22 protein-coding genes and 1 tRNA gene are annotated in these 24219 nt (G+C 71.0%); 21 read left to right on the top strand and 2 right to left on the bottom strand.

The window, feature by feature from the left end; translation table 11 throughout:
* Positions 1–87: 87 nt before the first annotated feature.
* The 14 genes from BLR49_RS08370 to BLR49_RS08305 all read left to right on the top strand — a co-directional run bounded on the left by BLR49_RS08370 (position 88) and on the right by BLR49_RS08305 (position 13316).
* The gene (locus BLR49_RS08370) at positions 88–1155 is read left to right on the top strand and encodes a tRNA (adenine-N1)-methyltransferase (protein ID WP_092536312.1); all 1068 of its coding nucleotides are present in this window, start codon (positions 88–90) and stop codon (positions 1153–1155) included.
* A complete protein-coding gene (arc, locus tag BLR49_RS08365) occupies positions 1148–2830 on the top strand; it encodes a proteasome ATPase (protein ID WP_092536309.1) in 1683 nt (560 codons plus the stop codon). The genes BLR49_RS08370 and arc overlap by 8 nt, the downstream gene beginning before the upstream one ends.
* Positions 2827–4587 (top strand): depupylase/deamidase Dop, encoded by a 1761-nt coding sequence (dop, locus tag BLR49_RS08360; RefSeq protein ID WP_092536306.1) that lies wholly within the window; start codon positions 2827–2829, stop codon positions 4585–4587. Before arc ends, dop begins: the two co-directional genes overlap by 4 nt.
* Entirely contained in the window at positions 4584–4766 is a 183-nt protein-coding gene (locus tag BLR49_RS08355) for a ubiquitin-like protein Pup (RefSeq protein ID WP_086615948.1), read from the top strand. The genes dop and BLR49_RS08355 overlap by 4 nt, the downstream gene beginning before the upstream one ends.
* A complete protein-coding gene (gene pafA / locus BLR49_RS08350; protein WP_245690567.1) occupies positions 4763–6229 on the top strand; it encodes a Pup--protein ligase in 1467 nt (488 codons plus the stop codon). Before BLR49_RS08355 ends, pafA begins: the two co-directional genes overlap by 4 nt.
* The gene (locus BLR49_RS08345; RefSeq protein ID WP_143013731.1) at positions 6226–7572 is read left to right on the top strand and encodes an FKBP-type peptidyl-prolyl cis-trans isomerase; all 1347 of its coding nucleotides are present in this window, start codon (positions 6226–6228) and stop codon (positions 7570–7572) included. Before pafA ends, BLR49_RS08345 begins: the two co-directional genes overlap by 4 nt.
* Positions 7573–7574: 2 nt before the next feature.
* Positions 7575–8348 carry an imidazole glycerol phosphate synthase subunit HisF gene (gene hisF / locus BLR49_RS08340; RefSeq protein ID WP_092536297.1) on the top strand — a complete coding sequence of 258 codons (774 nt, stop codon included), beginning with the start codon at positions 7575–7577 and terminating at the stop codon, positions 8346–8348.
* Positions 8349–8441: 93 nt separating this feature from the next.
* The gene (locus BLR49_RS08335; protein WP_092536294.1) at positions 8442–8849 is read left to right on the top strand and encodes a DUF4190 domain-containing protein; all 408 of its coding nucleotides are present in this window, start codon (positions 8442–8444) and stop codon (positions 8847–8849) included.
* A gap of 12 nt (positions 8850–8861) precedes the next feature.
* Positions 8862–9314 (top strand): DUF2752 domain-containing protein, encoded by a 453-nt coding sequence (locus tag BLR49_RS08330; protein WP_245690566.1) that lies wholly within the window; start codon positions 8862–8864, stop codon positions 9312–9314.
* Positions 9315–9358: 44 nt separating this feature from the next.
* Positions 9359–9793, top strand: a complete 435-nt coding sequence (hisI, locus tag BLR49_RS08325; protein WP_176765821.1) for a phosphoribosyl-AMP cyclohydrolase — start codon at positions 9359–9361, stop codon at positions 9791–9793.
* A gap of 7 nt (positions 9794–9800) precedes the next feature.
* Positions 9801–10625: an indole-3-glycerol phosphate synthase TrpC gene (locus BLR49_RS08320; protein WP_245690565.1), complete on the top strand. Its 825-nt coding sequence runs from the start codon at positions 9801–9803 to the stop codon at positions 10623–10625.
* Positions 10626–11492 carry a prolipoprotein diacylglyceryl transferase gene (lgt, locus tag BLR49_RS08315; protein WP_245690564.1) on the top strand — a complete coding sequence of 289 codons (867 nt, stop codon included), beginning with the start codon at positions 10626–10628 and terminating at the stop codon, positions 11490–11492.
* Between the two features lie 71 nt (positions 11493–11563).
* Positions 11564–12994, top strand: coding sequence for a pyruvate kinase (gene pyk, locus BLR49_RS08310; protein WP_092536285.1), 1431 nt, complete (start codon positions 11564–11566; stop codon positions 12992–12994).
* Positions 12995–13124: 130 nt separating this feature from the next.
* Positions 13125–13316: a hypothetical protein gene (locus BLR49_RS08305; protein ID WP_092536283.1), complete on the top strand. Its 192-nt coding sequence runs from the start codon at positions 13125–13127 to the stop codon at positions 13314–13316.
* Positions 13317–14232: 916 nt separating this feature from the next.
* Here BLR49_RS08305 and BLR49_RS08300 read toward each other — a convergent pair.
* Positions 14233–14306 (bottom strand) — tRNA-Leu (locus BLR49_RS08300).
* 66 nt (positions 14307–14372) lie between these two features.
* Here BLR49_RS08300 and BLR49_RS08295 point away from each other — a divergent pair.
* Positions 14373–14984, top strand: a complete 612-nt coding sequence (locus BLR49_RS08295; protein WP_092536280.1) for an ANTAR domain-containing response regulator — start codon at positions 14373–14375, stop codon at positions 14982–14984.
* Positions 14985–15034: 50 nt separating this feature from the next.
* Here the strand turns inward: BLR49_RS08295 and BLR49_RS08290 are convergent, their stop codons facing one another.
* On the bottom strand, positions 15035–15559 hold the full coding sequence (locus BLR49_RS08290; protein WP_092536277.1) for a PaaI family thioesterase: 525 nt from the start codon (positions 15557–15559) through the stop codon (positions 15035–15037).
* Between the two features lie 17 nt (positions 15560–15576).
* On the opposite strand from BLR49_RS08290, the gene polA reads away from it, so the two are divergent.
* From polA to BLR49_RS08260, 6 genes are all read left to right on the top strand, one after another.
* Complete coding sequence (gene polA, locus BLR49_RS08285; RefSeq protein WP_092536274.1) at positions 15577–18354, top strand: DNA polymerase I; 2778 nt, start codon at positions 15577–15579, stop codon at positions 18352–18354.
* 243 nt (positions 18355–18597) lie between these two features.
* A complete protein-coding gene (gene rpsA / locus BLR49_RS08280; protein ID WP_092536272.1) occupies positions 18598–20049 on the top strand; it encodes a 30S ribosomal protein S1 in 1452 nt (483 codons plus the stop codon).
* A 124-nt stretch (positions 20050–20173) separates the two neighbouring features.
* A complete protein-coding gene (locus tag BLR49_RS08275; protein ID WP_092536477.1) occupies positions 20174–21889 on the top strand; it encodes a hypothetical protein in 1716 nt (571 codons plus the stop codon).
* Positions 21890–21964: 75 nt separating this feature from the next.
* Entirely contained in the window at positions 21965–22666 is a 702-nt protein-coding gene (locus tag BLR49_RS08270; RefSeq protein ID WP_245690563.1) for a transcriptional initiation protein Tat, read from the top strand.
* Between the two features lie 107 nt (positions 22667–22773).
* On the top strand, positions 22774–23352 hold the full coding sequence (gene coaE, locus BLR49_RS08265) for a dephospho-CoA kinase (protein ID WP_092536471.1): 579 nt from the start codon (positions 22774–22776) through the stop codon (positions 23350–23352).
* A 102-nt stretch (positions 23353–23454) separates the two neighbouring features.
* Positions 23455–24186 (top strand): transcriptional initiation protein Tat, encoded by a 732-nt coding sequence (locus BLR49_RS08260; protein WP_245690562.1) that lies wholly within the window; start codon positions 23455–23457, stop codon positions 24184–24186.
* The last annotated feature ends 33 nt before the right edge of the window (positions 24187–24219 follow it).

Genomic DNA, 24219 nt, shown 5'->3' with positions numbered 1-24219 from the left:
TTCGTGCAACCGGGTCGGCGCCCGCGGTGGCAGGCGCCGGTGACAGCGTAACGCCACCGTCGCCGGGGCTCACTACACTCGGGCCCGATGAGCAAGCAGACCAATCCCACCGTGCAGCCGCGCGTGGCCACTCAGCAGGTGCTGGGGCAGGCCGGGCGCCGCGGCCCCTTCCGCTACGGCGAACGCGTGCAGGTCACCGACTCCAAGGGACGCAAGCACACCTTCGTGCTCGACCCCGGCGGCTTCTTCCAGTCCCAGCGCGGCAGCTTCTACCACCGCGACGTGGTCGGCCGCGACGAGGGCACGGTCATCACCACCGAGTCCGGGCACGAGCTGCTGCTGCTGCGCCCCCTGCTGGCCGACTACGTGCTGTCCATGCCGCGCGGTGCCCAGGTCGTCTACCCCAAGGACGCCGGCCAGGTGGTCGCCTTCGCGGACATCTTCCCCGGTGCTCGCGTGCTGGAGGCCGGCGTCGGCTCCGGCGCCCTGACCATGAGCCTGCTGTCCGCGATTGGGGAGGAAGGCCACCTGCTGTCCATCGAGCGGCGCCAGGACTTCGCCGCGATCGCCGCCTCCAACGTGGACGCCTGGTTCGGTCGGCACCACCCCGCCTGGGAGCTGCGCACCGGCGACTTCGCCGACGTCGTGGCCGCACACGTTGCGGACGCGAGCGTGGACCGCGTGGTGCTGGACATGCTCGCCCCCTGGGAGAACATCACCGCCGCCGCCCGCGCGCTGGTGCCCGGGGGCGTATTCCTCGCCTACGTGGCCACAGTCCCACAGCTGTCGCGCACGGTGGAGGCACTGCGCCAGTCGGGATGCTTCACCGAGCCCGAGTCCTGGGAGTCTGCGGTACGCGGCTGGCACGTGGACGGGCTGGCGGTACGACCCGACCACCGCATGGTCGCCCACACCGGCTTCCTGGTCTCCGCGCGCCGCCTCGCCGCTGATTCCGCCCCGCTGACCCGCAAGCGCCCGCCGGCCCGCGGCGCCTACGACGACGCCGGCTACTGGACGCAACAGGACGTGGGGGAGCGCACCAGCACCGACCGCAAGGTCCGCCGGGTGCTGCGCGACTGCCGGGCCAAGCAGCCCGAGGACGCCACCCCGGTTGAGCCGGGCCTGCCCGGCCCGCAGGAGCAGGAATATGAGTGAATCCCAGCCCCTGGGCATGCCTGCCCGCGACTTCACCAGCCACCAGCTGCGCGAGGCACGCGCGGAGGCCGTCAGCCTCTCGGCCAAGAACGAGCGCCTTGTGACGGCCTTGAACGCTGCCCGCGAGCGTATCGCCGAGCTCGGCACGCAGCTCGACGCCGTCACCCGCCCGCCGGTAACCCTGGGACTACTCACCGGCCTGCCCGGCCCCGCCGAGGCCGAGGTGTCCCTGGGCGGACGCCACCTGCGGCTGGGGCTGCACCCCGATCTGCAGGCGGCCGAACTGAGCGTGGGACAGCGCGTGGCCGTCAACGACCAGATGCTGGTGGTCGACGCCCTGCCCGCCCCCGACACCGGGGAGGCGGTCACCCTGGACGAGGTGCTGGCCGATGCCGCCGCTGACGCCAATGCCGAGGCCACGGCTGCGCCCGCCGCACGCGCCCTGGTCACCACCGGCTCCGGTGCCACCCGGGTGGTGCGCCTGGCCGGGCACCTGGACGCCGCCGCGCTGCGTCCCGGCGACACCCTGGCCGCCGACCTGCGTGCCGACCTGGTGACCGCCCGCATCGCCCGCACCAGTGTCCAGCAGCTGGTGGTCGCCGAGACCCCGGACGTGTCCTGGGACGACATCGGCGGCCTGGGCCCGCAGATCCAGCAGATCCGGGACTCCCTCGAACTGCCCTTCGCCCACCCCGACCTGTACCGCAGCTACGGGCTGCAGGCCCCCAAGGGCATGCTCCTGTACGGCCCGCCCGGCTGCGGCAAGACCCTGATCGCCAAGGCCGTGGCCACCTCCCTGGCCCGCTCCACGGGCGCCGGCGCGCGCGACGCCGCCTTCCTGAACATCAAGGGGCCGGAGCTGCTGAGCAAGTTCGTCGGTGAGACCGAGCGACAGATCCGCGCCATCTTCGACCAGGCCCGCAAGGTCGCCGCCGAGGACCGGCCGGTGGTCATCTTCTTCGACGAGATGGAGGCCCTGTTCCGCACCCGCGGCAGCGGTGTCTCCTCCGACGTGGAGACCATGATCGTCCCGCAGGTGCTAACCGAGATAGACGGCGTGGAGTCGCTCAACAACGTGGTCATCATCGGCGCCTCCAACCGGGAGGACATGATCGACCCGGCGATCCTGCGGCCCGGCCGTTTCGACGTCAAGATCCGCATCGACCGTCCCGACGCCGAAGGTGCTGCGGAGGTCCTCGGCAAGCACCTGCGCTCCGACCTGCCCCTGGACCCGACGGAACTGGCGGCGGCCGGAGGCGACCGGGAGGCCGCCGCCACGGCCATGCGGCGCGCAGCCGTCGCCGACCTGTACGCCCGCACCCCCGACAAGGCCGTCCTGGAGGTCATCTACGCCTCCGGCGAGCGCGAGACGCTGCACCTGGCCGACTTCGTCTCCGGCGCCATGCTGGCCGCCATCGTGGCCCGTGCCAAGACCGCCGCCATCAAGGACGAGCTCGCCGGCGGGGACGGCGGCCTGTCCACTCGCCGGCTGCTGGAGGCGGTCGCCGTCGAGGCCCGCCAGAACGAGGAGATCACCGCCGCCGGACCGGAGTCCGTAAGCCGCGTCGTCGGCCACCGCGGCGAGCCCATCCGCGCGGTGCACCGCCTCCAGCCGACGCCGACGGCCCCCGCCCGTGCGGCAACCGCCCCGGCCGCCGACAAGGAGCAGGCATGAGCGCATCACCGCAGCCCGAGACAGCCGAAGCAACCGCACGGGCCTCTCACCGCGGGGCGACCGGCACCGGTCATTTCGCCCCGCTGCGGCGCCCGGTCGGACTGGAGACCGAGTTCGGGGTGCTGCAGCCCGGAAACCCCTACGCCAACTCGGTGGTCATGGCCAGCCGGATCGTCGCCGCCTACGGCGCCATTGCACGCCCCGACGCCGGCACCCGGGAGGCCGTCCGTTGGGACTACGAGGGTGAGGACCCGCTCGCGGACCTGCGCGGCGGCCGCCTGGAGCGCGCTGCCGCCCACCCCAGCCAGCTCACCGACGACCCCGCCCGGCCCGCCCCCTCCGGGGACGTCCCACCGGCCCCGTGGGGCAGCCGGCCGCGCCCCAGCGCCGCCGAGGCCGCCCTGCCGCAGGCCAGCACCGCCGTGCTGACCAACGGCGCCCGCCTGTACGTCGACCACGCCCACCCCGAGTACTCCTCCCCGGAGGTGCTCACCCCCCACGACGCCCTCGTGTGGGATCGCGCCGGCGAAGTGATCGCCCGCCGTGCCATGGCCGCCCTCGACCCGGAGGACGGGGAGATCGTCCTGTACAAGAACAATGTCGACGGCAAGGGCGCCGCCTACGGCTCCCACGAGAACTACCTGGTGCGCCGCGAGCTGCCCTTCGAGACCCTGGCCGCCGCCCTGATCCCGTTCTTGGTGACCCGGCCCGTGTTCGCCGGGGCCGGGCGGGTCGGCATCGGGCAGCGCAGCGAGACTCCCGGCTTCCAGATCAGCCAGCGCGCCGACTACGTGGGCACCGACATCGCCCTGCAGACCACCTTCAACCGGCCCATTGTCAACACCCGCGACGAGCCGCACGCCGACGCCGCCCGCTTCCGCCGCCTGCACGTGATCAACGGCGACGCCAACCGCTTCGACGTACCCATCTACCTGAAGGTCGCCACCACGAGCCTGCTGCTGTGGTACCTGGAGCGCGCCCACGACCGCGGCCAGGGCCTCGGCGCCCTCACGGACCTGCGGATCACCGCCGACCCGGTCGAGGAGCACTGGGCCATGTCTCACGACCCCGCCCTCACCTACGCGCTCGCCACCGCCCGCGGCCGGCTGACCGCGCTGGAGATCCAACGCGCCCACCTGGAGGCCATCGCCGCTGCCCTGCGCGAGGACTACGGCGGAACCGGGGCTGAATACGTCGGCCTGGCCACCGCCCGGGCGCTCGCGCTGTGGGAGGAGACGCTCGCCGCGCTCGAGGATTACGCGGCCTCCCGGGGCACCCCCGCCCAGGCCGAAGCCACCGCCCGAGCCGCGCAGCTGGTGGAATGGGTCGCCAAGCTCCAGCTGTGCGAGGGACTGCGCGCGCGCTCCGGCACCGGCTGGGACGATCCGCGCCTGGCGGCCGCCGACATCCAGTGGGCCGACCTGCGCGCCGGGCGCGGCCTGGCCGAGAGGCTCATCGCCGCCGGCCGCACCCGTAGACTGACCACCGACGCCGAGATCGAGGCCGCCGCCGACCGTCCGCCCGCCGGCACGCGCGCCGCCGTCCGCGGCACGGCGGTCGCCAACCACGCCGCCGTCGTCGCCGCCTCCTGGACCAGCCTCGTGCTGGACGTTCCCGGGCACGCCGAGCTGCTGCGACTGCCCCTGCCCGACGCCGTGACCGTCTCGGACGCCGAGTTGGCACGTATCCTGGGCGCCGTCCAAGATGCCGTCACCCCCGCAGAACCGGAAGACTCAGAAAGTCAGTCACGCCCATGAGCCTCAACGAACAGATCCAGCCCACCCCCGAGCCCGCCGTCCCCGACCCGGCGCCGGCCGTCGGCTCCGGGCAGACGCAGACCGCCGGCGTTGACGAGATCCTCGACGAGATCGACGCCGTCCTGGAGACAAACGCCGCCGCCTTCGTCCAGGGCTTCGTCCAGAAGGGCGGGCAGTGAGGGTGCAGGCCTGCCCGGCCAACCCCGTCGGCCGCCGCGCCCCCGCCCGGCGGATCATCGGCGTCGAAACCGAGTACGGCATCACCTGCGCCTCCACGAACGGCGGGCCCCCGCCGCTGGACGCCGACCATGCCGCCCGGGAGCTGTTCGCCCCCCTGATCGCCCGCGGCCGCTCCTCCAACGTCTTCACCCGCGGCGGCGCCCGCCTGTACCTGGACGTCGGCTCCCATCCCGAGTTCGCCACCGCCGAATGCGATCGCCTGACCGACCTGCTAGCCCAGGACCGGGCCGGCGAGCTCATCATGGCCGACCTGGCCCGGCAGGCCAACACCCGCCTGGCCGCCCAGGAGGTGCCCGGCCGCATCCACCTGCTCAAGAACAATCTCGACGCCGAGGGGAACGGCTTCGGCTGCCACGAGAACTACCTGGTGCGCCGCCGCGGCGACTTCTGGAACGACGCCCGCACCCTGGTCCCGCACCTGGTCACCCGGCAGATCCTGGTCGGGGCCGGCCACATCCTCACCGATCCGGTCGGCACCCGCCCCGCCCGGTACGTCTTCTCCCAGCGCGCCGACCAGATGGAGGACGCCGTCTCCTCGGCCACCACCCGCTCCCGGCCCCTGATCAACACTCGCGACGAGCCGCACGCCGACGCGGAGAAGTACCGGCGCATGCACGTGATCGTCGGGGACTCCAACATCGCCCAGGGCTCCACCCTGCTCAAGGTCGGCGCCATGGACCTGCTGCTGGAGTACCTGGAGGCCGGCGGCGACCTGAGCGACCTGCGCCTGGCCGACCCCATGCGGGCCATCCGCGAGACCTGCCACGACCTGACCGGCACGGTGCGCCTCGAGCTGGCCGACGGGCGCACCATCACCCCCGTTGACCTGCAGGCCGAGCACCTCGAGCGCGTGCGCGCACACGCCGACGCCGAGCTGGACCTGACCGACGCCCACCGACGCGTCCTGGACCTGTGGGAGCGCGGCCTGGAGGCGGTGCGCTCCGGCAACCCGGCACCGGTGGCCACCGAGCTGGACTGGGCCGCCAAGCACCAGCTGCTGACCCGCTACGCCCAGCGCGCCGGCACCGGCCTGGACGACCCGCGCGTGGCCCGCCTGGCCCTGGCCTACCACGACGTCGACCCCACCGACGGACTGCGCCTCCGGCTCGAGGCAGCCGGGCTGCTGGCCCGCATCGTCGACGAGCCCGCCTGCCGCGCCGCCGTCGACACGCCGCCGGCCACCACCCGCGCCCGCCTGCGCGGCGCCGCCGTCGCCCGCGCCGAGGACCTGCGTCGCGACCTGTCCGTCGACTGGGTGAACCTCAAGCTCGACGACGGCCACTCCCGGCCGGTCGCCCTGCGCGACCCCTTCGCCGCCGTCGACGCGCGCGTGGACGCACTGCTGGCCGCCATGGAGGACCCAGAGCCGCCGCGCTCTGGCATACTCATTAGCAGCCCATGAGTCCTTACGCCGATGAGACCACGCCCGTGCCCGCCTCGGGGCCGGACGGCAAGCCCTTGACCCGCCGCCAGCTGCGCGAGCTCGAGCGGGAGTTCGAGCGTGCCCGCCAGCACAGTCTTGAGGAGCACGGCGCGGCGCCGCCTCCGGCGGTCGTGCACGTGGACGGCGGCCCCGGCATACCCACGGCCGTCAGCTCTTTGACCGGTGCTCCGGAGACCAAGGAGGAGCCGCCGACCATCACCGGGGCCCAGCGCGCCATCGGCGCCGCCCTGGGACGGCCCCGACCCCGTGGACGCGTCGCCGTCGTACTGGCCGCCGTCGTCGTGGCCGCGATCGTGCTGGTGCCCGTCGTCGTCTCCCGCCTGGGCCACGGCGGCGAGGCGACGAGCGCCGCCACCAGCCAGGCAACCGCGGCGGACGCCCCGATCGACGCAGTGATGGAGGTAGCCGGCCGGGTCGGCTCCGTCCCGGTCGTCTCTCTGAGCATTCCGCTCGCTCCCGCCACCTCCGTCACCTCCGACACGCTGATCAACGGCGACGGCCGCGCCCTGTCCGCCGGTGACGCCGTGCTGCTGTCGGTCTCCACCTTCTCCGGCACCAGCGGGGCGAACACCACCGGCACCCCCACCGGCGTGCGCATCTACCGCGGCACCGTCAACGCCTCCGCACTCGGTGAGGTTCTTGCAGAGACCGTCACCGGGGCTACCGAGGGCTCCCGCCTGGTGCTGCGAGCCCCCGTGTCCGCCGCCGACGGCGCCGTCACCACCGAGATCACCGTCGTCGACGTGCTGCCGACCACCGCCTCGGGGCAGGAACGGGGACCCGCCGACGGCATGCCCACGGTCGCCTTCGCCGACGACGGCACCGTCTCCCTGTCCATCGACGGCCTGAGCGCTCCCACTCGGGCCGCCGCCTCCGTCCTGGTGGACGGCACGGGACAGCAGATCAACTCCGGCGACGTCATCATCGCCCGCTACGCCTTCGTCAACTGGTCCGATTCCAGCCCGGGCACCTCCAGCTACGGCGTCACGACCGTACCCGGCACGATCGACATGTCCAACACCATGTCCGGCATCGCCCAGCAGCTCGTGGATGTCACCGTGGGCAGCCGGATCGTGCTGGCGCTGCCGGCGGACCAGGCCGCCGGCGAGGACGCGCTGGCGGTGGTTATCGACATCCTTGCCGTCGCCGCCGACGGCACGCTCACCGAGGCCACCTCGTCCCCCACTGAAGGGGCCACACCGGATGCCGGGGAAGGCATCGTCCGGGTGACCCCCAGCCCCGAAGCGGCACAGCCGGCCGCAGCCGCACCAGTTGACGGGAACGACCCGGAGGAGCATTAGTCATGAGTGTTGTTGCCGTGCGCGTGATCCCGTGCCTGGACGTCAAGGACGGCCGGGTGGTCAAGGGCGTGCACTTCACCGGCCTGCGCGATGCGGGAGACCCGGTGGAGCTGGCCGCCCGCTACGACGCCCAGGGCGCCGACGAGATCACCTTCCTGGACGTGTCCGCCTCCGCCGAGGGACGCGCCACCATGCTGGAGGTTGTATCCACCACCGCCGAGCAGGTGTTCGTACCGCTGACCGTCGGCGGCGGGGTGCGCAGCGTGGACGACGTCGACCGCCTGCTGCGGGCCGGCGCCGACAAGGTCGGCATCAACACCGCCGCCATCGCCCGTCCGGAGCTGCTGACTGAGGTGGCCTCCCGCTTCGGCAACCAGGTGGTGGTCCTGTCCGTGGACGCCCGCCGCTGCCCGCCGGGCGTGATCACCCCGTCCGGGTACGAGGTCACTACCCACGGCGGCACCCGCTCCACCGGCATTGACGCCGTGTCCTGGGCGGCGCGCGCCGCAGAGCTCGGTGCGGGCGAGATCCTGCTGAACTCCATGGACGCCGACGGCGTCACCGGTGGCTTCGACCTGGAGATGCTCGACGACGTGCGCCGTGCGGTGCGCATTCCGCTGATCGCCTCCGGGGGCGCCGGCCGTCCCGAGGACTTCGCCGCCGCCGCCGATCACGGCGCCGACGCCGTGCTGGCCGCCAGCGTGTTCCACTATGGCACCATGACCATCCAGCAGGCCAAGGATGCGCTGCGGGCCTCCGGCCACCCCGTGCGCTGAGCGACGCGGCGCCTGCCCGGTGGGGGAGTCCTCCCCATGGGGTGCAGGCTGAACCCATGTTACGATTCGTGACACCCTAGGAAAGGCGTATCTATGACCAACTATGACCCCAACCAGAATCCCGGGAACAATCAGGGCTATCCCAACAATGGCCAGCCCCCGCAGTACCAGGGCTATCCCAACAACGGCCAGCCCCCGCAGTACCAGGGCCCCAATTACAACCAGCCCGCCGGCTACGGCATGAACCCCATGGGGATGTCGACCGAGAAGAACAACCTCGGCGGCTGGGCGCTGGGACTTGGCATCGCTTCGGTGTGCTGCGGGCTGTTCACCGGTATTCCGGCGATCATCCTGGGCTATCTCGGCATGCAGGCCGCCAACGAGGGCCGCGCCACCAACAAGGGCATGGCGATCGCGGGCATTGTCCTGGGCGGGCTGTCCATTGTGTGGACGATCATCAACCTTTCCACGGGCATGGTCACCGGCGTGCTCAACAACTGACCCGGTGCACCTGTGACCTGTACCCGTATTCCTGCTGGAGCCGCTTGTGACTCCGACAAGCGCCGCCGCGCCCTGATGGGCGCGGCGGCCGCCGTATCCTGCCTGCCCGGCGCGCTGATCATCGGCTCCAGGCTCCTGGGGCGGGACGGAGTGGACCTGTGCATCATGCACCGCATGACCGGCTACTGGTGTCCGCTGTGCGGAGGCACCCGTGCCACCCGCGCGCTCATGCACGGTGACTTGACTTCGGCGTGCGGCTACAACCCCTTCGCCCTGATGGTGCTGGCCCTGGGGGCCGCGGTGCTGGCGCGCTGGCTCATCAGCCGTCGTCGTGGTGCTCCCCGCCCCCTGCTGACCGCGCGGGAGGCCGTGGTCGTCTTCGCAGTGGCCGGCCTCTTCGCGGTGGCGCGCAACCTGCCGGGCATGTGGGCATACCTGAATCCTCTCCTGGGCCCGGCCGGATAAGCGGGGGCGTCTGGAGAATGCCCAGACCGTGCGAGAATTGACCGGTGACTGCCTCACCCGCGCCCCTGCCTGCCGAACTCGCCGCCCGACTCAAGCGGGACGCCAACGGCCTGGTGGCCGCCGTGGTCCAGCAGTACGACACCCGCGAGGTGCTCATGGTCGGCTGGATGAACGACGAGGCCCTGCGCCGCACCCTCACCGAGGGGCGCGTGACCTACTGGTCGCGCTCCCGGCAGGAGTTCTGGCGCAAGGGCGACACCTCCGGTCACTACCAGTACGTCAAGGCCGTGTCCCTGGACTGCGATGGCGACGCGCTGCTGGTCGAGGTGGACCAGGTCGGCGCCGCCTGCCACACCGGGACGCGCACCTGCTTCGAGGCCGGAGGAGACCTGGGCGCGGCGGTGGGAGAGCGTCCCTCCTGCCGGACCGATTTGCCTGAGCGGCCCTCCGCCGGGAACCATGAGGCGCGTAGGGGGTGATCGTCGGGTGAACGGCTTCGAAGAGCTTGCCGCCACGGCGCGCGCCTGCGTGGCGGCGCGTGAACGACGCGTCCCGCTCGAAGCGCTCAAGGAGGCCGTGCGTGCGGCCCCGGCGTGCCGTGATGCGGTCGCCGCCCTGCGTGGCGAGGGGCGGGCGGTGTCGGTGATCGCCGAGGTCAAACGCGCCACCGCCACCTTCGCGGACCTGTCCGGCATCGGGGACGTGGCCATCCTGGCGGGTTTCTACGCCGCCGGTGGGGCCGCCTGCGTCTCCGTGGTCACCGAGCCCGTGCGCTCCCACGGGCGCCTGGCCGATCTTGATGCCGTGCGCGCCGCTGTCGATGTGCCGGTGCTCGTCAACGACGTCGTGGTCACCCCCTACCAGGTGCACGAGGCCCGCGCCCACGGCGCCGACCTGCTCATGCTGGACGCCCGCCTGGAGCCCCTGATCCTGGAGTCGCTGATCGAACGCACCCACTCCCTGGGCATGGCGGCGGTGGTCGAGGCACACTCGCGGGCGGAGGCCTTGGCGGCTGCGCGTGCCGGTGCCCGCTTCGTCGCCGTCGACGCCCGTGATCCGCAGACCCGGCAGGTAGACCGCTCCCGCTTCGAGCGGGTCGCCGAGGTACTGCCCGCCTCCATCACCCGCATCGCCGCCGGCGGGGTGCGCGGCCCCCACGACGTCATGAGCTACGCGCGCGCCGGCGCCAACGTCGTGCTCGTCGGCGAGGCCGTCATCCGCTCCGCCGATCCCCAGCAGTTCGTCGCCGAACTGGTCGCCGCCGGCAGCCATCCGGCGCTCCTTCCCGCAACCCACCGAGAGGCGCCGTAAGTGCCCGTTACCCCGCTCGCCCCGGCCGCCGTACTGGCGGCCTCCATCCCCAGCCCCGCCCGCGGGGTGTGGCACCTGGGACCGTTCCCGCTGCGCGCCTATGCCCTGTGCATACTCGCCGGGGTGTTCGTCGCCGTCTGGTGGACCGACCGCCGCTACCGCGCCGCCGGCGGGGAAGCGGACCAGGTCCTCGACGTCGCCCTGATGGCGGTGCCCGCAGGCATTGTCGGCGCCCGGCTGTACCACGTGGTCACCTCGCCGGACGCCTACTTCGGCGCGCACGGCAACCCTGCGCTCATCCCGCAGATCTGGCGCGGTGGGCTGGGAGTGTGGGGCGGCATCTTCTTCGGCGCCCTGGCCGCGGCCTGGCTGCTGCGCCGCCGACGGCTGCGCTGGGCGCCGTTCGCCGACGCCGTCGCCCCGGCGCTGCTGGTGGCGCAGGCCATCGGCCGACTGGGCAACTGGTTCAACCAGGAGCTGTTCGGCTCCCCGACGACGCTGCCGTGGGGGCTGCGGATCGACGACGCGCACCTGCCGGCCGGTTACGCATCCGGCACCCTGTTCCACCCCACCTTCCTGTACGAGGCGCTGTGGAACCTGGCCGGCGCCGCCTTCCTGATCTGGCTGGAGCGGCGGCTGCGTCGGCGCGACGGGGCCGTGGGCGGGCGGCTGCTGTGGGCATACCTGATGGTGTATACGGCCGGGCGCGTGTGGATCGAGTGCCTGCGCATCGACGACGCCCAGCTGATCGCCGGGCTGCGGCTGAACGTGTGGACCTCGATCCTCATCTTCCTGGTCGGGCTGGTGTGCTTCGTCGTCGTCTCGCGCCGTCCGCTGCACGATGAGATCACCTGCGAGCAGCGGTGATCACGGTCCCAACCCGGAGGTGAGTGCGTCGGTTGCTCGTGCTCGGGCCGGGAGTCATTTAGGCTTGCCCCATGCGCAGAGCGAAGATCGTATGCACCCTTGGGCCCGCCACCGACTCTCCTGAGCAGGTGCAGGCGCTCGTGGACGCCGGCATGAACGTGTGCCGCATCAACCGTTCCCACGGCCGCGCCGAGGACCAGGAGGAGGTCATCGCCCGCGTGCGCGCCGCCGCCGAGGCCTCGGGCCGCGCCGTCGCCATCCTCGTGGACCTGCAGGGGCCGAAGATCCGCCTGGGCAACTTCGTCGACGACCAGAAGGTCATGCTCAATAAGGGCGACGAGTTCACCATCACCACCGACGACGTCCTGGGCACGGTCAAGCGCGTATCCACCACCTTCAAGGGGCTGCCCGGTGACTGCCGCCCCGGGGACCGCCTGCTGATCGACGACGGCAATGTGGCCGTCCGCGTCACCGCCGTCACCGACACCGACGTCGTCACCCGCGTGGAGGTGCCCGGCTACGTCTCCAACCACAAGGGCATCAACCTGCCGGGCGTGGCCGTGTCCGTCCCCGCCCTGAGCGAGAAGGACCGCGAGGACCTGCGCTGGGCCCTGAAGATCGGTGCCGACCTGATCGCCCTGTCCTTCGTCCGCAACGCCGAAGACATCAAGGACGTCCACGAGATCATGGACGAGGTCGGTGTGCGCATCCCGGTGATCGCGAAGATCGAGAAGCCGCAGGCCGTGGAGAACCTGCTGGACATCGTCTCCGCCTTCGACGGTATCATGGTTGCCCGCGGAGACCTCGGCGTGGAGATGCCCCTGGAGGCGGTGCCACTGGTGCAGAAGCGCGCCATCGAGCTCGCCCGTCGCCAGGCCAAGCCGGTGATCGTTGCCACCCAGGTGCTGGAGTCGATGATCCAGAACCCGCGCCCCACCCGGGCGGAGGCCTCCGACTGCGCGAACGCGATCCTGGACGGCGCCGACGCCGTCATGCTCTCCGGGGAGACCTCGGTGGGCGCCTACCCGATCGAGGCCGTGCGCACCATGGCCAACATCATCGAGAACGTGGAGGAGAACGGCGGCGAGCGCATCGCCCCGCTGGGCTCCTACCCGCAGACCCGGGGCGGCGCCATCACCCGCGCGGCCGCCGAGATGGGTGAGCAGCTGGACGCCACCTACCTGGTCACCTTCACCCAGTCCGGTGACACGGCGCGCCGCCTGTCCCGCCTGCGCTCAACCATCCCGCTGCTCGCCTTCACCCCGCTGCGCTCCACCCGCAACCAGCTGTCCGTCTCCTGGGGTGTACAGACCTACGAGGTCCCCGAGGTCAAGCACACCGACGACATGGTCGACCAGGTGGATGAGGTGCTGCAGGCCAAGCATCTGGCCCAGCCCGGCGACGAAGTGATCATCGTCGCCGGCATGCCCCCGGGCACGCCCGGCTCCACCAACTCCATCCGCGTGCACACCGTGGGCGAGCGCAGCGACTACCGGGTGTGACGAGTACTGTTGCAGCTGAGATCGCGTTACAGGCTGGCTGTTAGGGCACTGATCCTTCTCGACGTCAGCGTCGTCGGTTTTCTGCGCCCTGTGGTCCATCGCCGACAATGAGACGGTCAACCGTGCGGAAGTGCACGGATTCGACCCGCAGCAGCTACCGGCCAACCACAACTGGCTGTGGCTGTTCGCCAACGTCACGCTGGTGTGTCTGATCGTCCTCAACGTCATTCTGATCAGGGAATGGCGGCGGCAGCGCAGGCAGGAGCAGCTGGCCCGGTTCGGTCCTCACCCTGCGAACGGCAGGACCACTGCCCCGCACTGACCGTGTGGCCCGGTAACGCACAGTGCGCTACAGGGCCACACTTGTGTTGTGCGCACCGGCGGGCATCCGGCAAGAATGTGGTGAGCTGGCTCCTCCGGTTCGCAGGTGTAGCGGCGAGGTCAGACCTGAGTCCTTAACAGTTCAGTGGTGCTGCGGGTTTGAGGGTGTGATGGTTTCGGCACAGGGGGGTGGCGTGGGGGCGCTTGAGGACGTGGGTTAGGCCTCCAGGACGTGGGTTAGCCGTCGAGGACGCCCTGCCGGGAGGCGTTGTGGAGGGCCGGGCCACGTTGTCGCGGGCTAACCCACGTCCTCGAACCAACCCCGCCGGCCCACCCAAACCGGTTCTCTCTGGTTCGGGGGATGTGGTGGATGGTGTCGGCCACCTCCGACACCTCGCGGCCGAGGCCGACTGTGGCTGGGTACCGTGTTCGGTGGTACCACATCCGGTCCGGCGCCTCACGCTGGCCGACGCGGCCGGGCCGGCGAGACCGGGTCTGCACGCCAGACCCGGCCGAGCAAACCCGCCTTGTTCGTGGTTTCTCCTGGAAACAAGCGGAAGTTGCTTCCGGGTCCGAACCCGGAGGTATTGCTCCGGTGTGCAACGAGGGGCTCGTTGCACACGAGAGCAGTGTCACGACACCCGGGTCGCAGGTCGAGTCCGCACAATCACGCGGATACCGCCTCGGGGCCCACTCCAGGAGTGTGCAGACCCACCACGCGGGAGCCTGAACAACGCCACTCAGCACCCCCACCGACCACGCCAACCACCGACTCCAGCACCAGCGGCCACACCACCCTGGAGATCACAACGGCACCCGCACCACACCCTCAAACCGGAAGAGCCGGTTTTCGATGGGAGTAGACAGAATAGACGAATCGCCCGGAGCCGCTTTCGTTGCGGTTCCGGGCGAATCCGTACCTCCGGTGGGACTCGAACCCACAACCCTCCGATTTTGAGTCGGATGCCTCTGCCAATTGGGCTACGGAGGCGCGTTGGCTCACACGCGGGGCGGCGTGCGGGCCTCACGACGTCCGCAAGCATACTAGGATCGGGGCGTGAGCAACGAGTCCGCTACTTCCAAGTCCCGCAGAGTCCTTGTCGCCGAGGACGAGACTCTCATCCGCCTTGACATCGTCGAAACCCTGACCGATGCCGGCTACGAGGTCGTCGCCGAGGCCGCGAACGGCGAGGAGGCGATCCGTCTCGCTGACGAGCACGAGCCCGACCTGTGCGTCATGGACGTGAAGATGCCGGTGCTGGACGGCATCACCGCCGCCGAGCGCATTATCGACGCGCACGGCTGCGCCGTGGTCATGCTGACGGCCTTCTCCCAGACCGAACTGGTGGAGCGCGCCGGCGCCGCCGGGGCCATGGCCTACGTCGTCAAGCCCTTCACCCCGGCGGACCTGATCCCCGCCATTGAGATCGCCATGTCCCGGCACGAGGAGATCCGCTCCCTGGAGGCCGAGATCTCCGACCTGCAGGAGCGCTTCGAGACCCGCAAGCGGGTGGACCGCGCCAAGGGCCTGCTCATGGAGCGGATGGGCCTGAGCGAGCCCGAGGCCTTCCGCTGGCTGCAGAAGACCTCCATGAACCGTCGCCTGACCATGCGCGAGGTCGCCGACGCCGTCATCGAGCAGGTCGGCGGCGCCAAGAAGGAGTCCTGAAGGGAGTACTGGACTGTCCGCCGTCCGCGCGGGCAGGGCGCGGCTCCGGCTCAGGACCCGTCTACCTCCACGTACAGGCAGCGCAAGGTGCCGTGCGCAATGACGCGCCCATTCTCGTCGCTTACCTCCACCCGGTAGACGGCGGTGCGCCGCCCGCGGTGCAGCGGCGTGGCCACCGCGGTCACCCAGCCGCGCCGCGCCGGCCGCAGATGGCTGACCTGCAGGTCCGTGCCCACCGGGGCCGTGCCCGCGGGCGCCGCTTCCCGCGCCGCCACCGAGGCCGCCGTCTCCACCAGCGCCGCGTTGGCGCCCCCGTGCAGCACCCCGGTGACCTGCCGGGCGCCGTCCACCGGCATGCGCACCACCGTGTGCTCGGCCGAGCGCTCCTCCAACTCCATGCGCAGCGTGGACATGAGCGTGCCGGCCTCGGCGTCCGCCAGCCCGGAGGTCCCCAGGGCACTGGTCGCCGACACTGCGGAGCCGGACGGCCGCGGCACCGGGAAGGGACGCGCTGACTTGGCGGGGAAGGCTACGGGCACATCCGCGGAGGCGGATGCGTGATGCTGGTCTTTCATGCCCTTAGGCTGTCACGGTGAGCACCACCGAGACCAGCCCCGCCGCCCCGGACGCCGCCGGGCGGCTCCTCCTGATCGACGGGCACTCCATGGCCTTCCGCGCCTACTACGCCCTGCCGGTCGAGAACTTCACCACCACGACCGGGCAGTCCACCAATGCGGTCTACGGCTTCGTATCAATGTTCCTGTCCCTGCTCGAGCAGGAGCGGCCCACGCACGTCGCCGTCGCCTTCGACCTGCCCGGCGGCACCTTCCGCACCCAGGAGTACGCCGAGTACAAGAGCACCCGCGACGAGACCCCGCCGGCCTTCGCCGGCCAGGTGGAGCTGCTGCAGGACGTGCTGGAGGCCATGGGCGTGCCCACCGTGACCTCGCCCGGATACGAGGCCGACGACATCCTGGCCACCCTCGCCGCCCAGGGGCAGCGGGAGGGCATGGAGGTGCTGGTGTGCTCCGGGGACCGCGACTCCTTCCAGACGGTCACCGACCGGTGCACCGTCCTGTACCCGATCAAGGGCGTGTCCACGCTGCGCCGGATGACCCCGGCGGAGGTCGAGGAGCGCTACGGCGTGGCCCCGGAGCGCTACCCGCACCTGGCCGCGCTCGTCGGCGAGACCTCCGACAACCTGCCGGGCGTGCCCGGGGTGGGCCCCAAGACCGCCGCCAAGTGGATCCGCCTGTACGACGGGCTGGACGGCGTCATCGCCCACGCCGATGAGATAAAGGGCAAGGCCGGCCAGTCCCTGCGCGACCACCTCGACGACGTGCTGCGCAACCGCCGTCTCAACCATCTGCTCACCGATCTCGACCTGGGAATCGATCCCGCCGCCGACCTGAAGCTCACCGGGGCCGACCGCGAGGCGCTCGCCCGCATCATGGATGCGCTGGAGTTCCGCAACCTGCAGCACCGCTCCGAGCGGATCCTGCCCTTCGCAGACGCCGGAGGCGCCGGTACCGACACCGACTCGCCCGCCGCCCGCCTGGAGGCCGTCACCATTGCGGCGGTCGGCCACGACGTCGCCCCCGGAGACGTAGGGCAGTGGCTCGGCACCCACCTGCCGCCCCGCGAGCCCGTCACCCCGATCGGGCTGGACGTCGTCGGCGTCATGCGGCCCGGGCAGGGCGATGCGACCATGATCGCCCTCTCCGACGGCGCCGCCGCCCTCGTCGCCGACCTGTCCCTGCTCGACCCGGCCGACGAGGAGGCCCTGACCGCACTGCTGGCCGACGCCGACCGGCCCAAGGTCGTTGCCGATGCCAAGGGGTCCTGGCACGCCCTGCACGCCCGCGGCATCGACCTGGACGGCGTGGCGGCCGATCCCTCGCTCGCCGGCTACCTGTGCCGCCCCGAGCAGCGCTCCTACGACGTCGGCTCGCTGGCGCAGCGGTGGCTCGGCATCGATCTGGAGGCGCTGTCCGCACCGCAGGACGACCAGCCGCAGAGCGCCTTCGACCTCGAGTCCCTCGCCGACGACGCCCCCGCGGCCACCGCGCTCGCCGCCGCCCGCCGGGCGGCCGTGCTCCTGCCCCTGCAGCGGGCCCTGGAGGAGCAGATGCGTCAGCGCGGCGTCCTCGACCTGTACACCGACCTGGAGATGCCGGTGGCGGCGACCCTGACGGGGATGGAGGATGCCGGCATCGCCGTCGACGACGCCGTCCTGGCGGCGCGCCAGACCGAGCTCGACGCCCGGGTGACCCACGCCGCCGAGGGCGCCTTCGCGGCCGCCGGGCACGAGCTGAACCTGTCCAGTCCCAAGCAGCTGCAGACCGTGCTCTTCGACGAGCTGAAGATGCCCAAGACGCGGCGCACCAAGACCGGCTACACCACTGACGCCGACGCCCTGGCCTCCCTGTATGTCAAGACCAGTCACCCCTTCCTGGAGCACCTGCTCGAGCACCGCGATGCCATCAAGCTGCGGCAGACCGTGGAGGGGCTGCGCAAGGCGATCGCGCCCGACGGCCGCATCCACACCACTTTCCAGCAGACCATTGCCGCCACCGGCCGGCTGTCCTCCACCGACCCCAATCTGCAGAACATCCCCGCTCGCACCGAGGAGGGCATGCGCATCCGCGAGGCCTTTACCGTCGGCGACGGCTACGAGTGCCTGCTGACCGCCGACTACTCGCAGATCGAGATGCGCATCATGGCGCACCTGTCCGGCGACGAGGCCTTGATCGAGGCCTTCCGCTCCGGGGAGGACCTGCACCGCTATGTGGCGGCGATGGTCCACGGCATCGGGATCGACGAGGTGACCCCCCAGCAGCGCGGCCACGTCAAGGCCATGAGCTATGGGCTGGCCTACGGGCTGTCCACCTTCGGCCTGGCGCGCCAGCTGGGGGTGGACACCGCCGAGGCCGCCGGGCTGCGGGAGGCCTACTTCGCCCGCTTCGGTCGGGTGCACGACTACCTGGAGCACGTGGTCGAGCAGGCCCGCCGCGACGGGTGGACGCAGACCATGTTCGGCCGTCGGCGCTACCTGCCCGACCTGAACAGCGACAACCGGCAGCGGCGGGAGATGGCCGAGCGCGCCGCCCTGAACGCCCCCATCCAGGGCAGCGCGGCCGACATCGTCAAGCAGGCCATGGTCGACGTCGCCGAGAGCCTGACCGCGGCGGGCCTGCGCTCCCGCATGCTGCTGCAGATCCATGACGAGCTGCTGCTGGAGATCGCCCCGGGGGAGGCCGACGCCGTCGAGGAAATGGTGCGTGCCCGGATGGGCGGCGCGGCCGAGCTTTCCGTGCCCCTGGACGTATCCGTGGGCCGCGGCACCAACTGGCGCGCCGCCGCTCACTGAGCCGGTGGTGGCGTGTTCAGAGACACAGGGGTGAGATATTCCACGTGAATGTGGGCCGGGTTTGTGACACGCCCACAAGTCACGGATTGGGAACGTGCTGGTATGGTCTGACGCGCACGCCCCTGGGCGCCGTTCAAAGGCGGCCAGCCGTGGCGCGGCACTGGTCCGGGCCGGTCCGCGCGGCGGGGGACGTGTGGCATCTATTCACCCGACCCTTCTGTCCATATTCGGAGCAACTACTCAATGACCACAACCACGCCCAGCCCCGCCCCGGTCGCCGTCAACGACATCGGCTCGACCGAGGAGATCCTCGCCGCCGTCGACGAGACCATCAAGTACTTCGACGACGGCGACATCGTCGAGGGCACCGTTGTCAAGGTTGACCGCGACGAGGTCCTCCTCGACATCGGCTACAAGACCGAGGGCGTCATCCTCGCTCGTGAACTGTCGATCAAGCACGATGTCGACCCCGAGGAGATCGTCTCCGTCGGCGACGACATCGAGGCCCTGGTCCTCCAGAAGGAGGACAAGGAGGGTCGCCTGCTGCTGAGCAAGAAGCGCGCCCAGTACGAGCGCGCCTGGGGCACCATCGAACGCATCAAGGAGGAGGACGGCGTCGTCTCCGGCACCGTTATCGAGGTCGTCAAGGGCGGCCTCATCCTCGACGTCGGCCTGCGCGGCTTCCTGCCCGCCTCCCTGGTGGAGATGCGCCGCGTCCGCGACCTGCAGCCCTACGTCGGCCGCGAGCTCGAGGCCAAGATCATCGAGCTGGACAAGAACCGCAACAACGTGGTCCTGTCCCGCCGCGCCTGGCTGGAGCAGACCCAGTCCGAGGTCCGCACCAACTTCCTGCAGACCCTGCAGAAGGGCCAGGTCCGCACGGGCGTGGTCTCCTCCATCGTCAACTTCGGTGCCTTCGTGGACCTGGGTGGTGTGGACGGTCTGGTCCACGTCTCCGAGCTGTCCTGGAAGCACATCGACCACCCCTCCGAGGTCGTCGAGGTCGGCCAGGAGGTCACCGTCGAGGTGCTCGACGTCGACTTCGACCGCGAGCGGGTCTCGCTGTCGCTCAAGGCGACGCAGGAGGACCCGTGGCAGGCCTTCGCCCGCACGCACGCCATCGGGCAGGTCGTGCCCGGCAAGGTCACCAAGCTGGTCCCCTTCGGCGCGTTCGTGCGCGTGGAGGACGGCATCGAGGGCCTGGTGCACATCTCCGAGCTGGCCCAGCGTCACGTGGAGCTGCCCGAGCAGGTCGTCAAGGTCGGCGATGAGGTCTTCGTCAAGGTCATCGACATCGACCTGGACCGCCGCCGCATCTCCCTGTCGCTCAAGCAGGCCAACGACGGCGTGGACCCCAACTCCGAGGACTTCGACCCGTCGCTGTACGGCATGGCCGCCGAGTACGACGAGAACGGCAACTACAAGTACCCCGAGGGCTTCGACCCGGAGACCAACGAGTGGCTCGAGGGCTACGAGGCGCAGCGGGAGGCCTGGGAGGCCGAGTACGCGGCCGCGCAGGCCCGCTGGGAGGCTCACAAGGCCCAGGTCGCCCGCGCCCTGGAGGAGGACCAGGAGGAGGGCGAGGCCGCTCCGGCGGACGCCACCTCCTTCTCCTCGGCCCAGCCCGAGGCGACCGGCACTCTCGCCTCCGACGAGGCGCTCGCCGCACTGCGCGAGAAGCTGACCGGCAACTGAGACCGGCCGCGCAGGCGGCCGCTCGCATCGGCCGACGTGGCCGATGAACAAGCACGCTCGGGGCCCGTCCACCACCAGGTGGACGGGCCCCGATCACGCAAAGCCACCGACCATGGGAGTGATGATGACTACCTGGGACGAGTTCGCCGCCCTGATCCGGGATGCCGGTGACCCGCGCAGCCCGCGGGCGCAGCAGCGCATTTACGAGCTTGTGGTGGATACGCCTCCCGACGCCGAAGCGATGTCCGCTTCAGCCGTACCCGGCGCGGAGGCACTGGCCGCTGTCGACCGCACCTGGTTGGCCGGACTGGGGGAGGATCCCACCCGGATGCGGGACGAAATCGACGCTGCCATCGCGGCCTGCCGCACGCTGCGGCGACATGCCGGCCTATCCGCGCTACCGCTGCGCTACGCCGAGGTGGAGCTGTACGCCTACTACGGCCAGCGGGATGACGCCCTGGAGCACCTGCGCGTGGCTCGCCTGTTCTCCTTCGACACCGTGGATGTGGACGCCACCCTGGCCACCGCCCGCATACACGGCGACTATTCGGGCGTCATCCGCACCACCACGGCGGTCCCTACCCGTCCAGACGCGGATCCGGCGGCCACCGCCCTGGGACTGGCGGCCAGCCTGCTGCCCTACCTGGCGCAGCGGCGGCGGGTCGAGGCCGAGGACGCCCTGGCGGCGCTGGGGCAGGTGGACATACCCACGGCCCTGCGGCTGCGGCTGCTGGGCGACGAGCTGGAGTACCTGGGGCTGTCCGGCCAATGGGAGCGGGGCCTCGCCCGGCTGCGCCACACCGACGCCGTCACGGATGAGGCCAGCGCCTGGAGCCTGCTCAATGCGGCCGTCGGCGTGAGCCTGGTGCTCCGGGAGGCCAATCGGGCCGGATACGGCTCCAACGCCATCGGCTCCTCGCTGCGCTGGGACAATCCCTGGGCAGCCCCGCCCGCCGTCACCGGCTGGGACACGGTCGTCCACGCCTACGACGCCGTTACCGCCTTCGCCCGCGCCCTGGCGGCCCGCTTCGATGGGCGCAACGGCAACAACGCCATCTCCTACCGGACGGAGTCCCGCATGGCAGCCGAGGCGGCCGGCCTGGCCGCCCGCTCCTACGGCACCGTTACCGGACCCGCCGATGCGCGCGGAGCGACGAGTCGAAAGACCCTGCTGAAGAACGTCAATCAGTTGCTGGTGCTCGCTCGCGGCTACGGTCTGGAGGCGGTGCGCGAGCGGGCGCTGGTCACAGCGGAGACCATCAGCCGGTCGCTGAGCGAGGAAACCGACGATTCCCAGCTGGAGGCGATCGTCGATCTGCGTATCGCCTTCGCCCGCCTGTTGCTGGAACTGGGAGCCGACGAGCGCGCCGAGCGGGAGGCTCTGGATACCACCGAACTGTGCCTGTCGCAGGGGTGGGTGGAGCTGGCCTGCGCCAGCCTGGCCACCGCTGCCCGCGCCACCCACGTGCGCGGTGACCGGGCCGCCACCGCCACCCACTGCGAGCGGATGGGCGAGCTGATGGACACCTGGCCGATGGGGCGTGTCGGTGAGCGTATCGGGACCCTGGTGGAGGCGGTGGGACGTCCGGAGACGAGCTGCCTGGCCCTGGCGATTCTCGCTGAGCGGCTGGCGGCGGGGGCGGCGGAGGACCACTCCCGGGCGGCGGCGGCACGAGAGGCATGCAAACGCTGCCGCGAGCAGCTCGACTGCTCCAAGACGCCGCCGGAGGGCGTCCTCGCGCGCGTCCAGGCGGTCGAGGAGGCGATCGCCCCCTACGGCCGTGGCCGGGGTGGGCGCCACCGCGCCGATCCCGCACAGGCGCCCGAAACCGGCCAATAGTGCCCCGCCCGGACGTTAGGGTGTCCTGTAACACGCGACGAATTACGTATTCGCATCCTACGGCTAGGAGTACAAATGACCGCACCGCATCGCGCGCACGGCCGCAAACCGGGGGTCGCCCGGCGCACAGCTCTCGGCGCGGCACTGCTCGGTCTGGGCGGCTCGGGCGCAGCGTTGCTGGCGGGTTGCGTAGCAGACCAGAAGGCCGAGAAGCCGGTCCTGTACCTCTATCCCGTGACCGCAACGGATCTGACCGTCCGTCTCGACTACGACGGCCAGCTCACCCACCTTTACCCCGACGCGCCAACGAGCGACGGCCGGGTCGAGTGGGAGGTGACTGCGAGCCCCAACGGCGTACTTACCGACTCCTCTGGGCGCACCTACCCGTACCTGTTCTGGGAAGGGCACCCACGCCGGACCCTGACACAGGATGCCGGGACCGTGGTCGCGGCGGCTGAGGCCAACCAGTTCCTGGAGAGCCTGGCGGATGCCACGGGACTCAACGACTCGGAGGCAACGGATCTGATCACCTATTGGGCGCCCCGGCTTGCCGCTCGTGAACGGGCCCTGGTCACGGTGGCCACCGAGGGGTACGCGACCATGGCCCGCTACACGTTCAGCGATGCTGCTGGGCAGGAGATCATTCCGGATGTGGTCATCCGCCTGTTCCTGGTCATCGGTCCGGTTCCAAACGATCCTGTGTCCGAGCAGAAGCTGCCCGTGCCGCCACGGCGCACCGGCTTCACCGTGGTGGAATGGGGCGGGACCGAGCTCTAACCATGCGAGCGGGACAAGACGGGCATGATGTCGTCATGAGCATTGCCATGTCCAACGCCGCCTCCCGCAGCCCGCGACGCCCCCGACCCACCGGACGCGCCCTGTACGTGGGGCTGACCGGCGGTATCGGCGCCGGCAAGTCGGAGGTCGCGCGCCTGCTAGCCGCAAAGGGAGCCGTGGTCGTGTCCGCCGACGCCATCGCCCGGGAGGTGGTAGCACCCGGCACCGAGGGCCTGGCTGCCGTGGCGGCCGAGTTCGGGCAGCAGCTGCTGGATGCCGACGGCGCCCTGGACCGGGCCGCCCTGGGACGGATCGTCTTCACGGACCCGCTGCGCCGCGCCCGCTTGGAGGAGATCCTGCTGCCGCTCGTGGCCGCCGAGGCCTGGGCGCGCCTGGAGTCCGTGCCGGCCGGCCAGGTGGCCGTTTACGACGTGCCCCTGCTGGTGGAGGGGCAGATGGAGGGCATGTTCGACGTCGTCGTCGTGGTCGAGGCGGACCCGGAGACCCGGCTGGACCGCCTGGAGCGCCGCGGTCTGGGGCGTGAGCAGGCATTGGCGCGCATCGCCGCGCAGGCTTCCGATGCCGAGCGGCGCGCCGTCGCCGACGTGGTGCTGCCCAACTCCGGCACCCGGGAAGAGCTGGCGCGGGCCGTAGAGGAGCTCTGGCAGCGGCTCTCCACCGCGTAGGCCGGGAAGTGCTCCCCATAGGGATACCCGCGCGGGCGCAATAGCCTCATTGCCAGCCCCCGACCGGGCCGTCCGGTAATGGACCAAGGAAGGAATCCCGCCATGCGCGCTCCGCTTCTGACCCGACGAGCAGCCCTCGCGCTGACCTCAACGACCCTTATCGGCGGCCTGGCGGCCTGCGCCACCGCCGACCAGGACGATCGTGAAGACGATCGCGGTCACCGTGACCGGCAGACGGAACTGCCTGCGGACGAAAAGCCCGTGCTCTACCTATACCCGCCCCAAGAGGCCACCGTGGACGTGGAGCTGGCCTACGCCGGCGAACTGACCTTCACCTATCCCGAGCCGGCAGCCACATCCACGGGCGTGAGCTGGCAGGTCACCGCCAGCCCCGACGGGACCCTCACCGACGCCCAGGCGCGCAGCTACCCCTACTTGTTCTGGGAGGGCGTCAACCCCGCACCCATGACACAGACCGAGGGCTTCGTGGTCCGGGCGCACGAGGCCACCGCCTTCCTGGAGGACAAGCTCGCCCTGCTGGGGCTTACCGAGCGTGAGGCCGCCGAGCTCATCACCTTCTGGGGCCCGAGGATTCAGACCACCGACGAGGCTCTCATCACCTTCGCCGCCGAGCAGCACGCGGCTATCGCCGCCTACAGCTTCACGACCGACGGCGAGCCCCTCACCCCTGAGGTCTTCATCCGCGTCTACCTGGTGATCGGTGACGTCCCCGCCGATCCGGTGCCCGAGCAGGAATTGATCTCCGGCCCGGTCCGCCGCGGCTTCACCGCCGTGGAGTGGGGCGGCTGCGACCAGCGCACGACGCCCGCCTGAGGTGTGCTTCGAACACGTCGTAGGTACGACGTA

Origin of the sequence: Actinomyces ruminicola, assembly GCF_900103885.1 — a bacterium.
Classification (GTDB): Bacteria; Actinomycetota; Actinomycetes; order Actinomycetales; family Actinomycetaceae; genus Actinomyces; species Actinomyces ruminicola.
This window is presented reverse-complemented; position numbering and strand designations above follow the sequence as displayed.